The organism is Clavibacter sp. VKM Ac-2873 (genome assembly GCF_015351075.1).
Taxonomy (GTDB): domain Bacteria; phylum Actinomycetota; class Actinomycetes; order Actinomycetales; family Microbacteriaceae; genus Clavibacter.
Genome location: NZ_JADKRS010000002.1, coordinates 520437 through 534200, shown reverse-complemented (window position 1 = coordinate 534200; position 13764 = coordinate 520437). Strand labels below are relative to the sequence as shown.

The window sequence follows — 13764 nt, the reverse complement described above, 5'->3', positions numbered from 1 at the left end:
GAATCAGACCCTAGCTCAGTTGATGGTAAACACGCAACCCTTCAGGGCCACGGCAACTTCTGTTTCACCAGGATCACGCCCACCAGAACAGCTCCGGAAGCCTTCCAGCTCCCCGCCCGTTCCGGCGACAAGAGGAGACATTACGCGGACCACCCCACCCCCGCAAAACAACCCGCATCCCGGGCGTGTCGCGACGGGGCCCACCAGGCGTCGGGGCGGCGGTCGACGGAGACCGCCGCCCGAGCATCAGTGGAAGAAGTGGCGTTCGCCCGTGAAGTACATGGCGACACCGGCGGCGCGGGCCGCATCGACGACCTCCTCGTCGCGCACCGATCCGCCGGGCTGGACGACAGCGCGGACCCCGGCGTCGAGCAGGACCTGGAGCCCGTCGGCGAACGGGAAGAACGCGTCGGACGCGGCCACCGATCCGGATGCCCGATCTCCCGCGCGCTGCACCGCCAGCTGGCAGGAGTCGACGCGGTTGACCTGGCCCATGCCCACTCCCACGGACGCGCCGTGGTGGGCGAGCAGGATCGCGTTCGACTTCACGGCCCGACAGGCCTTCCACGCGAACTCCAGGTCCGCGAGGGTCTGCTCGTCCACCGGGTCGCCGGCTGCCAGGGTCCACGTCGCCGAGAGGCGGGTGCCGTCCGTGGGGAACGCGTCGCCCGACTGCACGAGGTAGCCGCCCGAGATCTGCCTCGCCTCGAGGGGCTCGCGGTGGTACCCATCGGGGAGCGTCAGCAGGCGGAGGTTCTTCTTCGTCTTGAGGAGGGTGAGCGCGTCGTCGTCGAACCCGGGTGCGACGAGGACCTCGGTGAAGATCTCCTTCACCGTCTCCGCCATGCCCAGCGTGACGGTGCGGTTCGCCGCGATCACTCCCCCGAACGCCGAGACCGGATCGCAGTCGTGCGCGCTGCGGTGCGCCGCCGCGATGGCGTCGACCGCCCGTGTGGCCGCGACGGCGATGCCGCAGGGGTTCGCGTGCTTGATGATCGCGACCGCCGGCTCCGCGAAGTCGTATGCCGCGCGGACCGCCGCGTCCGCATCGACGAAGTTGTTGTACGACATCTCCTTGCCGTGCAGCTGCACCGCCTGCGCGATGCCGACGCCGTCCGGCCGACGGTAGAGCGCCGCGTCCTGGTGCGAGTTCTCCCCGTACCGGAGGACCTGGGCGAGCTCGCCACCGACCTCCCAGCTCGCGGGCCAGGTGGAGTCGCCCGACCCGGAGGATCCGGTGCCGACGACGGTCGACCGGAAGTAGTCGGCGACGGCGCGATCGTAGTCGGCGGTGTGCGCGAACGCCGCGGCCGCGAGACGACGACGCTGCTCGAGGGTGGTGCCCCCGGAGCGCACGGCCTGGATCACCTCGTCGTAGCTCGACGGGGACACGACGATCGCGACGTTCGCGTGGTTCTTCGCGGACGCGCGCACCATGGCGGGGCCGCCGATGTCGATCTGCTCGATCACGTCCGAGGCCGGGGCCCCCGATGCGACCGTCTCCACGAACGGGTAGAGGTTCACGACCACGAGCTGGAACGGCGAGATGCCGAGCTCGGCCAGCTGCACCTCGTGCGACTCGAGCCGGAGGTCGGCGAGGAGGCCCGCGTGCACGGCGGGGTGCAGGGTCTTGACGCGTCCGTCGAGCGACTCCGGGAACCCGGTGACGTCCTGCACCTGGGTGACGGGGAAGCCCGCCCCGGCGATGGTGCTCGCGGTGGATCCGGTCGAGACGATCTCGACACCAGCCTCCGCGAGCGCCGCGGCCAGCTCGAGCAGCCCCGTCTTGTCGCTGACGGAGACGAGCGCGCGAGCCACCTCGATGTCGTCTCGATCGCGGAACAGGGACGGGTCGTGACGGGGTCCGCTCATGCCGGGGACAGCTCCTTGAGGTCGATGGTGCCGAGGGAGATCGCGCGCACCGTGTCGACGAGGAGCCTGCGCTCCACGACCTTGATGCGCTCGTGCAGGGTGTGCTCGGTGTCGCCGGGTTCCACGGGCACGCGCTCCTGCGCGAGCACCGGCCCCGTGTCGACCCCGGTGTCGACGACGATGATGGACGCCCCGGAGCTCGTGGCCCCGGCGGCGATGGCGTCCCGGACGGCGTGCGCCCCGGGGAACTCCGGAAGGTACGCCGGGTGGGTGTTGACGATGCGGGGCGCGAACGCCGCGACGGCCCGCGGCGGGAGGAGGCGCATGAAGCCGCTGAGGACCACCAGGTCGGGTTCCCACCCCGCGATGGCCGTGGCGAGCTCATCGCCCCAGGCCGCCCGGTCGGGGAAGCTCACGAACGGCACCGTGAAGGTCGGGATGCCGCGCTCCTCGGCGAACCGGAGCCCGTCCGCATCGCGATCGGCTCCCACCGCGACGACCCGCGCGGGGTAGTCCGCGTGGTCCGCCGCCTCGAGGAGGGCGTGGAGGTTGGTCCCGCTGCCGGAGATGAGGACGACCACGTTGAGCACGCGCACAGCCTATCCGCGTCCCTCGGGGCTGCGCCGGACGAGGGGGGCCATCAGGCCCGAGACGAACATGCCCGCCACCGCGGCGACGCCGATCTCGAGGAAGCCGACGAGGAGGATCCACCCGGCTGCCGGGCCGACGTCGGCCAGGCGGCCCGGTCCGGCTGCGCCGCCGGAGATGACCGCCAAGAGGGCGAGCACCGCGGCGCCGACGACGCCCATGCCGAGGCCCGCGGCGAGGAACCACGGCCAGCGCCGCGCCTCCGGCTCCGGGATGCGGGCGACGCGGGGTGACAGCGCGACCGCGGCGACGAAGGACACGACGACCGGGACGAGGATGCCCAGGTAGCCGAGGTCGAACGCGCCCTGCGGGAGGATGCCGAGGACCGGCACCGACGGGATGGGCCCGACGACCGTGCCCAGCGGCGAGATGGACGACCCGGTGCCGAGCGCGAAGCCGGGCCCGACGAGCCACGACGCCGTCCACATGACCAGGTTCGGCAGGAGCGCGACCTGCGCCAGCGTCAGGGCGACTCCGCCCACGATCCCGGTCTGCAGGGTCTCGTAGAGGGTGATGACGGTCGCGTACTGGAGGCCGAGCAGGACCGCGACGACGACGGCGGAGATCGCGACCACCCCGAAGGCCGCGGCCGCACCCCCGCGGACGGCGGTGGCGGCGACGGAGGCTGCGCCGTCCGGCAGGCGGTCGAGCGCATCGCGCGCCCCGCGGACGGCGCCGGCAGCGCGGCCGGATGACAGGGACGCCCACCACCGGGCGGCCCGCGCGCGATCGGCGCGGGCGATCCCGCCGATGAGGAGGCCGAGCGCGAGCACCAGCGTGGGCAGGATCACGCCGCGCACGACGGCCGGGGAGGCGCCGTCGTGCTGGGCGGCCAGCGCGAGGCCGAGGGACAGCACGGCGGTGGTGACCACGGCGGCGACCGCGCCGACGCCCGGGTGGTCGGTCTCGACGATGCGGCGGCCGGCGCGGATGCCGAGGAGGAGCGTGAGGAGCGCGAAGCCCAGCGGCGCGAGCGTGAGCGCGAACGGCGCGTCCACTCCCGGGAGGCCGAAGGACGAGGCGACCGCGGGATCCAGCGACGCCGTGAGCGGGACGCCGTGCCCGAGGAGCCACAGGTCGATCGCCGTGCGCGCGAAGACGCCCCAGTCGATCTGCAGGTCGTACTGGCCGGCCCACAGCGCGGTGAGCGGCACGAGGGGCAGGGCGACGCCGACCCCCACCACCAGGAGCGCCTCGAGTGCCGCGAACAGGGCGGTTGCGTGTCGGTTCATGCCTCGACGACCCTACCGGCCGGGCCCTGGGCGACCCGTCCGGCGACGGGCGCGCCGGGGCATCCGCGGGCCGATCCGGATGTGGAGGACCCGGGTGCGCCGACGGCCCGCATCCACCTGGGGTGCGGGCCGTCGGCGTGCGCTCGCGAGCGCGTCGTCGCTACAGGGCGGCGAAGACCTCGCGGAGGAGGTTGGCCGTCTCGGTCGGCGTCTTGCCGACCTTGACGCCCGAGGCCTCGAGGGCCTCCTTCTTGCCCTGGGCCGTGCCGCTGCCGCCGGAGACGATGGCGCCGGCGTGGCCCATGGTCTTGCCCTCGGGCGCGGTGAAGCCCGCGACGTACGCGACGACCGGCTTGGTGACATGGGCCTTGATGTACTCGGCCGCGCGCTCCTCGGCGTCGCCGCCGATCTCGCCGATCATGACGATGGCGCGCGTCTCCGGGTCGGCCTCGAAGGCCTCGAGGGCGTCGATGTGCGTCGTGCCGATGATCGGGTCGCCGCCGATGCCGATCGCGGTCGAGATGCCGAGGTCGCGCAGCTCGAACATCATCTGGTACGTGAGCGTGCCCGACTTGGACACCAGGCCGATGGGGCCGGCCTCGGTGATGGTGGCGGGGATGATGCCGGCGTTCGACTTGCCGGGGCTGATGATGCCGGGGCAGTTCGGTCCGACGATGCGGGTCTTCCCGCCCGTGCTCTTGGCGTGCGACCAGAACTCCGCGGAGTCCTTGACGGGGATGCCCTCGGTGATGACGACCGCGAGCGGGATGGCGGCGTCGATCGCCTCCATCACGGCGCCCTTCGCGAAGGCCGGCGGGACGAAGATGACAGACACGTCGGCGCCCGTCTCCGTCATGGCCTCGGCGACCGAGCCGAAGATCGGGAGCTCGACGCCCTCGATGGTGACCGTGCTGCCGGCCTTCCGCGGGTTGACCCCGCCGACGACCTTGCTGCCGGACGCGAGCATGCGGCCCGCGTGCTTGGTGCCCTCGGAGCCCGTGAGGCCCTGGACGATGATCGTGCTGTTCTCGTCGAGAAGAATCGACATCTCTCTGTTCCTGTTCTCTCTCGGGAGTTAAGCGGCGGCCAGCTCGGCGGCCTTGGCGGCCGCCTCGTCCATGGTGCCGACGACGGTGACGAGGGGGTGGGCGCGCTCCTCGAGGATGCGGCGGCCCTCCTCGACGTTGTTGCCGTCGAGTCGGACGACGAGCGGCTTGGTGGCGGCGTCGCCGAGCTTCTCGAGCGCGCCGACGATGCCGTTCGCCACCGCGTCGCAGGACGTGATGCCGCCGAAGACGTTGACGAAGACGCTCGTGACCTGCTCGTCGCCGAGGATGACGTCGAGGCCGGCCGCCATGACCTCCGCCGACGCTCCGCCGCCGATGTCGAGGAAGTTCGCCGGGCGCACGCCGCCGTGCTGCTCGCCGGCGTAGCTGACGACGTCGAGCGTCGACATGACGAGGCCCGCGCCGTTGCCGATGATCCCGACCTGGCCGTCGAGCTTGACGTAGTTGAGGTCGGACTCCTTGGCCTTGGCCTCGAGCGGGTCCGCGGCGGCCGCGTCCTCGAGGGCCGCGTGGCCCTCGTGGCGGAAGCCGGCGTTCTCGTCGAGCGTGACCTTGCCGTCGAGGGCGATGATGTCGCCCGACTCCGTGAGCACGAGCGGGTTGACCTCGACGAGCGTCGCGTCCTCGTCGCGGTAGACCCACCAGAGGCGCTCGAACACGGGCGCGACCTTCTCGATGAGCTCCTCGGGGAACGACGCCGCGCGGGCGATCTCCTCGGCCTTGGCGGCGTCGATGCCGGCGACCGGGTCGATCTCGATGCGGGCGAGCGCCTCGGGCCGGGTGACCGCGAGCTCCTCGATCTCCATGCCGCCCTCGTAGCTGGCGAGGCACAGGTAGGAGCGCTCGGCGCGGTCGAGCAGGATCGAGAAGTAGTACTCCTGCGCGATGCGGGCGCCGGCCGCGACCATCACGCGGTGCACGGTGTGGCCCTTGATGTCGAGCCCGAGGATGGCCTCGGCCGCCTCGTGGGCCGCGTCGGCGCTCTGGGCGACCTTGACGCCGCCGGCCTTGCCCCGGCCCCCGGTCTTCACCTGCGCCTTCACGACGACGGTACCGCCCAGCTTCTCGGCCGCGGCGCGCACCTCCTCGGCGGTGTCGGCGACGATCCCCGGGAGGACCGGGACGCCGTAGGACTCGAAGAGGTCCCTGGCCTGGTATTCGAAAAGATCCACGCGTGTCATCCCATCCGCACCCGCGCCAGGCGGTTACGTGCGTCATTCGAGGCTGCGGTGCCACGACCGTCTGGTGGCGGCACCCGGTGTGTTGCGGCTGGCCGACGCGCCCGCCGCCCACCTGGATGGGCCGGCCCGCCGCGTCGGCGACCGTGGAGAGCCTATCGGGTCGCGCACGGGCCGGCCCGGGCGCACGGGGACCGTGCGGCCCGGTGCCATCGCCGGCCTGGGGAGGGGAGACTGGGCGTATGAGACCGAGGACGCATCCCGCGCGGAGGCCGGGGGGATCCATCCGCGACATCGCGGGCGAGGGGATCCTCCTGGCGGCGGGGGCGCGGGCGATCCTGCTCCAGGTCGCCGATCCGTCGGTGGCGCGCGGCGTCGCCGAGCACAGCGACTTCGCCTCGCGACCCCTCGACCGGCTCGAGGGCACGCTCGGCTACATCTACGCCGTCGTCTTCGGCACCCCCGACGAGGTCGCGCGCGCCCGGCGGATCGTCGGGAGGGCCCACGCACCTGTCCGTTCGCCGGTCGCGGCAGCCGATGGCTCGGCGCCGGCGTACTCCGCGTACGACCCCGAGCTGCAGCTCTGGGTGGCGGCGACGGTGTACCAGTCCGCCGTCACGATGTTCGAGACCTGCTTCGGTGCGCTGCACGAGGAGGCCGCCGACAGGATCCACCGACAGTACGCGGTCCTCGGCACGGCGCTGCAGGTCCCGGACGGGATGTGGCCCGAAGACCGCGCGGCGTTCGCCGCCTACTGGGACGCGCGGATCGCGACGCTCGAGCCGACGGCGGACGCCCGTCGGATCGCGCGCACGCTGCTGGAGGGACGCGGCGCGCCGGCGGCGGCTCGTGCGTCCATGCCGCTCGTCGCGCTCGTGACGGCGGGGCTCCTGCCGCCGAGGATCCGCGCCGGCTTCGGGATGCGGTGGGACGCGCGGCTCGAGCGCCGCTACGCGCGCCTGCTCGCCCCCGTCCTCGTCGTGTACCGGGTGCTGCCGCGTGTCCTCCGCGAGGCGCCGCGCTCGGTCATCACGCGCAGGTACCGGCGCCGCGACGCGGGGTAGCCGCCGGTCGGCCGCTCCTGCACAGGCGCGCGTTCGCGGATCCCGTCCCCCTCCCATCGCCCGGAGCGTGGATGCGGCGTGCTCGACCCGCATCGTGCGGGCATGACACGGAATCCCTCGGCACCTCACCCCACCTCCTCCCCACGGCGCAGGCACGACCGCGCACCGCGCCGTCGATGCGGAGCGCAGCTCGTGTCGGCGCTCGTGGGGCTGGGCCTCGCGCTCGGCCTCACGGCGAGCGCCGTGCCTCCTGCTGAGGCGCTGAGCGCGACATCCCACGGCGTCGGCTTCTCGTCGGGGCCCGACGGCCGCTGGCTGGGCTCGTACCACATGGACGACGGGCGGCTCGGCTTCTGCATCGACGTCGGGCTCGCCGCGCCGCCCGGCCACGACTACTCCCCCGTGGAGGACGCGGGTGCGACGCCGGACGACCGGGCTCGGCTCGCCTACGTATCGAGGCGCTGGGCGGGATCCGCGGATCCCGACACCGCCGCGGCGGGGCAGCTCGCGACCTGGAGCATCACCGGCCTCGGCGCGCACGACCTCTCCTGGTACGCGGCCCGGGCCGGCGATCACGCGGGAGCGGTCGAGTCCCGTGCGCGCGACATGCTGGCGGAGGCGGCCACCGGCGCCTCGCGCTCGGTGACCGCTGCCGCGACAGCGGCCCTCGGGGACGACGGACGGGGGACCGTGCGCGTCGACCTGCGCGCGGACCTCATCGCGACGGGTCCCACGGACGTGCCGGCAGGGTCGCACGCGGGCACCGTCACGCTCGACGGCGCCGTGTTCGACGACGGGAGCACGACCGCGCAGGTGGCGAACGGCACCGCGGTGCCGATCCGGGCGACCGGATCGTCCGCGACGTTGCATGTGACGGCGACCGCCGCCTTCTCGTCCCTCCCCTACGGCGACGCGCTCGACGCGGTGGGCGACGGCGGGGCGTCGCAGCGGATGATCCTGGCCCGGCCTGCGGACGCCCGAGCCGAGGCGCGGGCCGACGCGCAGGCGCCGAGCCCTCTCCCGTTCAGCCCGCGCGTCGTCACGCGCACGTCGCGCGCGGTGGCATCGGTCGGCGACGAGCTCGCCGACGCGCTCCGGGTGTCCGCCGATCCGGCGGCGTCCGCGGACCACGGCAAGCCGGCGACGTCCGACGGCTGGGGGCTGACCCGCGGCGCCGACGGGAGCCTGACGCCCGTGCCGGTCACGGTCCGGAGCAGGCTCCTCGGGCCGTTCCCGGAGCAGGTCGGGCCCGAGCGCGATGAGGCCCCGGCCAGCGCCCCGCAGGTGTGCGAGGTCGTCACGCGCGTCGACCGGGGACCGGGCGACTACGCCTCGCCCGCGTGCCGGCTGCCCGCGGGAGGCTTCTACACCTGGGTCGAGTCCATCTCACCCGACGACACGGCCATCGCGGACGGACGTTCCCGGGTGCTGCCCTGGCGGTCGACCTTCGGTGCGGCGACGGAGACGACGCAGGTCCCGCAGCCGCCGCGGATCACGACGACCATCGGAGCCCCGGAGATCGCGACGGGCGCGTGCCAGACCGACACGCTGCACACGGCATCGTTCGTCGGGGTGGGGCCCGTCCCCGTGCACGTCCGCCTCGCGGGTCCGTTCGCCACCGCGCCCGTCGAGGGGGAGCCGGTGGTCGTCCCGGAGGGCAGCGGCTCGGATGGGCCCGCATCCGACGTCACCCTCGCCGATGACGGCGAGGTGACGACGCCCTGCATGCGCGTGCGAGCGCCCGGATGGTACGTCGCCGTCCTCGACAGCCCGGGCCGTCCCGCCGGCGACGCGGACGGGGCCGCCATCGCGCCGTTCGCCGATCACACCGCGCACGCAGGCGAGACCTTCCACGTCAGTCCGCCGCCTGCTGGCGAGGCGCCTCCGTCGCCGGGGCATGCCCGGCTGGCCATGACGGGCGGGGCACCGGGCATCGACGTCCCCGGCTCCGGCGGGACGCGACGGGTCGGTGCGCCGCAGCTCGCGTGCGCCGCCGCGCTCCTCGGCGCGCTGGGTGCCGCCGGCATCGGCGCACGCCGAGCCGGACGACGCCGATCCCCGGTCAGAGCTTCTCGATGGGCGCGATCTTGATGAGCAGCCGCTTGCGGCCCGCGGGCCCGTCGAACTGCACCTCGGCGATGCGCTTGCGTCCCTCCCCCGTCACGCCCGTGACGCGGCCGTCGCCGAAGTCGGTGTGGCGGATGCGGTCGCCGAACGCGAGCTCGAGGTCGCCGTTGTCGCGCACCTGGCCGGTGACGGTGTTGGCCCACTGCGTCTTCGGCCGCGGGGGCGGCGGCAGGGCAGGATCCTCGAAGCCGCTCGACGACCGGGAGCGGCCGCCGTACCCACCGCCCTCTCGTCGCGCGTTGAGGGCTCGCGGTTGCGTGCCACCGCGCGAGGTGGCCATCCCGGGCGACTGCTTCCAGTCGATCAGCTCGGCCGGGATCTCCTGCAGGTACCGGCTGGGCATCGCCACGTTGACCTCGCCGAACTGGGCCCGTGTCATCGCCAGGGAGATGAAGAGACGGCGACGGGCCCGGGTGATGCCGACGTAGAACAGGCGACGCTCCTCCGCCGGGCCGCCGGGCTCGTTGGCCGACATCCGGTGCGGCAGCAGGTCCTCCTCCACGCCGGTGAGGAACACCGAGTCGTACTCGAGGCCCTTCGCCGTGTGCAGGGTCATGAGGGAGACGGTGCCGCTGGAGTCGTCGAGCTCGTCGGCCGCGGCGACGAGCGACACCTCCGTGAGGAAGTCCACCAGCTGACCCTCGGGGTTGTTCCGGGAGAACTCCTTGGTGACGGCGACGAGCTCCTCGACGTTCTCCGCGCGGGCCTCGTCCTGGGCGTCCTTGCTCGCCCGCAGCGACTGCACCAGGCCGCTCTTCTCCAGGAGGGTCGTCACCAGGTCGCCCACGGAGGTGCGTCCCTCCGGCCGCTCGGGATCCAGCAGCAGCGCCACCTCGTCGAGCATGCGCGAGAGAGCGAGGATCGCCTGCGTCACCTTGGGCCCGAGCCCCAGTTCCGACGCGCGGCGCATGGCTTCACGGAAGGTCACGCCGTGCGACTCCGCGAAGTTGGCCAGGGACGTCTCCGTGGCCGGCCCGATGCCCCGCTTCGGGGTGTTGAGGATGCGCCGGAGGGCCAGCACGTCCGCGGGGTTGGCCACCGCGATCAGGTACGCCATGGCGTCCTTGATCTCGGCCCGCTCGTAGAACTTCGTGCCGCCCATGATCCGGTACGGCACGGCCGATCGGATGAGGATCTCCTCGAGCGCGCGCGTCTGCGCGTTGGTGCGGTAGAAGACGGCGATCTCGGAGTAGGCGGTGCCCTCCTCGTGCAGCTTCTGGATCTCGTCCGCCACGAACTGCGCCTCGTCGTGCCCCGAGTACCCGGTGAAGCCGATGATCTTGTCGCCGTCGCCGATGGAGGTCCACAGCTTCTTGTCCTTGCGGTCGAAGTTGTTCGAGATGACGGCGTTGGCGGCGGTGAGGATGTTCTGGGTCGACCGGTAGTTCTGCTCGAGGAGCACCACCTTCGACTGGGGGAAGTCGCGCTCGAACTCGGTGATGTTGCGGATGTCGGCACCGCGGAAGGCGTAGATCGACTGGTCGCTGTCGCCCACCACGGTGAGCGACGCCCCGTCGATCCCGCCCATGGCGTTGGTGGACATGCGCGTGTCCACGGGCACGTCCTCCGGCGCCACCGCGCGCGTCAGCTCCCGGATGAGCGAGTACTGGGCGTGGTTCGTGTCCTGGTACTCGTCCACCAGCACGTGGCGGAAGCGCCGCTGGTAGAGCGCCGCCACCTTGGGGAAGGCACGGAAGAGGTAGACGGTCTGGCCGATGAGGTCGTCGAAGTCGAACGCGTTGGCGGCCGCGAGGGATCGCGTGTACTGCCGGAAGATCTCCACGAACATGGCCTCGGCCGGGTCGTTGAAGTTCGCGGTGCGCGCGAAGGTGTCCGCGTCCGACAGCTCGTTCTTCAGCTTCGAGATGCGGCCGGAGACCGAGGAGACCGTGAAGCCGAGCGTGTCCGCGTCGAGCTGCTTGATGATCCGCTTGATGAGCACGCGGCTGTCCGCGGAGTCGTAGATGGTGAAGTTCTGCGTGAAGCCGAAGGCCTCGGCCTCGCGGCGGAGGATCCGCACGCACGCGGAGTGGAAGGTCGAGATCCACATGCCCTCGGATGCCTGCCCGAGCAGCGACTCGACGCGCTCGCGCATCTCCGCGGCGGCCTTGTTCGTGAACGTGATGGCGAGGATCTGGCTCGGCCACGCCTCCCAGGACTCGATGAGGCTCGCGATGCGGTGGGTGAGCACGCGTGTCTTGCCGGACCCGGCGCCCGCGACGATGAGGAGCGCGGGACCCCGGTAGACGACGGCCTCCCGCTGCTCCGGGTTGAGGCCCTCCAGCAGCGGATCCGCCGCGGCTCCCGGCCCTCCGTCGGCACCCGACCGGCCGTCGAGGATGATCGGCGTGCTGGAGGGGCGAAGGGCGGCGGGGTCGGCACTCATGTCGGCATCGATCCTAGGCGCTGCCCCCGACGCACGGCCGGGCGGCAGGCGCAGGGCCCGGGCGGCAGGCGCAGGGGCCGGGCCGGGCCGGCCGCCCGGCCCGCGCCTGTCAGCGGTGGCCCGGGTGGGCTGCGCCGGCTACCGCCCCGCGACGGCCGCCCGTTCCGCGACGAGCCGGACCGCGAGATCCGGGTGGTCGGCGAAGACGCCGTCGACGCCCGCGTCGAGGAGCCGGCCCCAGTGCGTGCCGAAGTCGCCGTGCGCGGACTTCGCGCCGGGACCGCGCAGGGGCAGGGGCAGGAAGGCGTTCTCGGGACGCAGCGTCCAGGTGAACACGGACAGGCCGGCGTCGTGCGCGCGTGGGACGAGGTCGGAGACGGGAGCGGCCTCGCCCGCGGATCCGAACCCCGCCGCCGGGCAGATGCGCTCGAGGCCCACGCTGATGCCGTCGACCTCGGCGGCCAGCGCCGCGAGCCCCGCGTCGGTCAGCTGCTCGTCGAAGGTCACGGCGGAGTCGCCGTGACGCGCGACCTCGTCGATGGCCGCACCGCGGCCCTCGAGGAGGTAGACGAGCCGAGCTTCGATGCCGCGCGCGCGGACGCCCAGGAGAGCGGTCCGCTCGAAGGACTCGATGGTGAGCCGCGACGCGTCCGACGCCCAGCCGTGCGCCTCGAGGTCGCGGGCGAGCAGCTCGTCGAGCGGCATGCCGAGCGCCGCGAAGTGCGTGGCGTGCTTGATCTCCGCGACCATCCCGAGCGGCCGGCCGTGGCGCGCCGACTCCTGGTCGATGATCCGCAGCAGGTCGGGCAGGGAGAGCACGGTCTCCTCGTCGTCGTGGGATGCGCTGTCCGGCCGGGCCGCGGGGACCCGCTCGCGGCAGCGCAGCGTGCGGATCTCGGCCCATGTCATGTCCTCGGTGAACCAGCCGCTGCGCTCGACGCCGTCGACCACGCGCGTGGCGCGGCGGTCGGCGAACTCCGGGCGGTCGGCGACGTCGGTGGTGCCGGACAGCTCGTTCTCGTGCCGGATGACGAGGACCCCGTCGGATGAGGCGACCAGATCGGGTTCGACGGCGTCCGCGCCCTGCGCGAATCCGAGGCGCACGGCGGCGGCGGAGTGCTCGGGGCGGTAGCCGCTGGCTCCGCGATGGGCGATGACGAGGGGGCGAAGGCGAGGGGCGTGATCCACGCCGGGCACGCTACAGGGGCCGGGTGGACGGCGAGCGCGTACTCATCTGAGGAAATGCACGGCTCGCGCCCTGGCTCTCCCAGCCTGGTCAGCTAAATTGGCTGTCAATCACGTTCAACCACCATTGAGAGTAGAAGGACCATGGCCAACCCCACGTTCTCCAACAACCCGGTCTTCAACGGCCGGGGTGCGACGCCCACGAGGGATGTGACCCCGGAGAGCCTCGACGCGCTCTACAACCGCCCGTCGGCGACGCCGCTCGAGACCGACCGCATGTCCTTCGAGGACACGACCGTCAAGACGGTCAGCCTGCTCGCGATCGTCGTCGTCCTCGGCGCCGTCGCGTGGCTCTCCGGCCCGCTCGCCCTCCCCCTCGCCATGCTCGGCGCCATCGGCGGCCTCGTGCTCGGCCTCGTCAACTCGTTCAAGAAGGAGCCGTCCGTCCCGCTCATCGTCGCGTACGCGGCGTTCGAGGGACTGCTGGTCGGCGGCATCTCGCGCGTCTTCGAGGGCATCGCCCCCGGCGTGGCGACGCAGGCCCTGCTCGGAACCGCCGCGGTCTTCGCCACCGTGCTGATCCTCTTCCGCAGCGGAAAGATCCGGGCCTCCGCGAAGGCGACCAAGATCTTCATGATCGCGATCATCTCCTACGCGGCCTTCTCGCTCGTGAACTTCGCCCTCATCGCCTTCGGTGCCATCCAGAGCCCCTGGGGCGTGCGCGGCATCGAGATCTTCGGCATCCCGCTCGGCGTGGTGTTCGGCCTGCTGGCCGTCGTCCTCGGCGCGTACTCGCTCGTGATGGACTTCGACTTCATCCAGCGCGGCGTCCGCGCCGGCGCCCCCCGCAAGTACGGCTGGACCGCGGCCTTCGGCCTCGTGGTCACCATCGTGTGGCTGTACGTCGAGCTGCTGCGCCTCTTCGCGATCCTGCGCGGCAACAACTAGCACCACAGCCGGTCCGCGGCACAGCACCGCGGACCGGCAGCACGACGAAGGCCGCTC

At 72.7% G+C, this 13764-nt stretch carries 10 protein-coding genes; 3 read left to right on the top strand and 7 right to left on the bottom strand.

The window, feature by feature from the left end:
* Positions 1–246 precede the first annotated feature (246 nt).
* From purH to sucC, 5 genes are all read right to left on the bottom strand, one after another.
* A complete protein-coding gene (gene purH / locus ITJ44_RS09890) occupies positions 247–1872 on the bottom strand; it encodes a bifunctional phosphoribosylaminoimidazolecarboxamide formyltransferase/IMP cyclohydrolase (RefSeq protein WP_194634996.1) in 1626 nt (541 codons plus the stop codon).
* Positions 1869–2462, bottom strand: coding sequence for a phosphoribosylglycinamide formyltransferase (gene purN / locus ITJ44_RS09885; RefSeq protein WP_370551663.1), 594 nt, complete (start codon positions 2460–2462; stop codon positions 1869–1871). The genes purH and purN overlap by 4 nt, the downstream gene beginning before the upstream one ends.
* A gap of 9 nt (positions 2463–2471) precedes the next feature.
* Positions 2472–3752: a DUF6350 family protein gene (locus tag ITJ44_RS09880; protein ID WP_194634992.1), complete on the bottom strand. Its 1281-nt coding sequence runs from the start codon at positions 3750–3752 to the stop codon at positions 2472–2474.
* A 160-nt stretch (positions 3753–3912) separates the two neighbouring features.
* The gene (gene sucD, locus ITJ44_RS09875; protein ID WP_194634990.1) at positions 3913–4800 is read right to left on the bottom strand and encodes a succinate--CoA ligase subunit alpha; all 888 of its coding nucleotides are present in this window, start codon (positions 4798–4800) and stop codon (positions 3913–3915) included.
* A gap of 27 nt (positions 4801–4827) precedes the next feature.
* Positions 4828–5991 carry an ADP-forming succinate--CoA ligase subunit beta gene (gene sucC, locus ITJ44_RS09870; RefSeq protein WP_194634988.1) on the bottom strand — a complete coding sequence of 388 codons (1164 nt, stop codon included), beginning with the start codon at positions 5989–5991 and terminating at the stop codon, positions 4828–4830.
* A 248-nt stretch (positions 5992–6239) separates the two neighbouring features.
* Here sucC and ITJ44_RS09865 point away from each other — a divergent pair, with 248 nt between their 5' ends.
* Positions 6240–7061, top strand: coding sequence for an oxygenase MpaB family protein (locus ITJ44_RS09865; RefSeq protein WP_194634986.1), 822 nt, complete (start codon positions 6240–6242; stop codon positions 7059–7061).
* Positions 7062–7253: 192 nt separating this feature from the next.
* Positions 7254–9152, top strand: a complete 1899-nt coding sequence (locus ITJ44_RS09860) for a hypothetical protein (RefSeq protein ID WP_370551662.1) — start codon at positions 7254–7256, stop codon at positions 9150–9152.
* On the opposite strand, the gene ITJ44_RS09855 is transcribed toward ITJ44_RS09860, so the two are convergent.
* On the bottom strand, positions 9124–11574 hold the full coding sequence (locus ITJ44_RS09855; protein WP_194634984.1) for an ATP-dependent helicase: 2451 nt from the start codon (positions 11572–11574) through the stop codon (positions 9124–9126). The genes ITJ44_RS09860 and ITJ44_RS09855 overlap by 29 nt on opposite strands.
* Positions 11575–11712: 138 nt before the next feature.
* Positions 11713–12771 carry a glycerophosphodiester phosphodiesterase family protein gene (locus ITJ44_RS09850; RefSeq protein WP_194634983.1) on the bottom strand — a complete coding sequence of 353 codons (1059 nt, stop codon included), beginning with the start codon at positions 12769–12771 and terminating at the stop codon, positions 11713–11715.
* 132 nt (positions 12772–12903) lie between these two features.
* On the opposite strand from ITJ44_RS09850, the gene ITJ44_RS09845 reads away from it, so the two are divergent.
* Positions 12904–13707, top strand: coding sequence for a Bax inhibitor-1/YccA family protein (locus tag ITJ44_RS09845; protein WP_194634982.1), 804 nt, complete (start codon positions 12904–12906; stop codon positions 13705–13707).
* Positions 13708–13764: the final 57 nt, after the last annotated feature.

What these genes read in the sequence shown, in the direction of transcription:
- purH (WP_194634996.1), bottom strand. Translation starts at nt 1,872, where the DNA reads ATGAGCGGACCCCGTCACGACCCGTCCCTGTTCCGCGATCGAGACGAC.
- ITJ44_RS09880 (WP_194634992.1), bottom strand. Translation starts at nt 3,752, where the DNA reads ATGAACCGACACGCAACCGCCCTGTTCGCGGCACTCGAGGCGCTCCTG.
- sucD (WP_194634990.1), bottom strand. Translation starts at nt 4,800, where the DNA reads ATGTCGATTCTTCTCGACGAGAACAGCACGATCATCGTCCAGGGCCTC.
- ITJ44_RS09865 (WP_194634986.1), top strand. Translation starts at nt 6,240, where the DNA reads ATGAGACCGAGGACGCATCCCGCGCGGAGGCCGGGGGGATCCATCCGC.
- ITJ44_RS09855 (WP_194634984.1), bottom strand. Translation starts at nt 11,574, where the DNA reads ATGAGTGCCGACCCCGCCGCCCTTCGCCCCTCCAGCACGCCGATCATC.
- ITJ44_RS09845 (WP_194634982.1), top strand. Translation starts at nt 12,904, where the DNA reads ATGGCCAACCCCACGTTCTCCAACAACCCGGTCTTCAACGGCCGGGGT.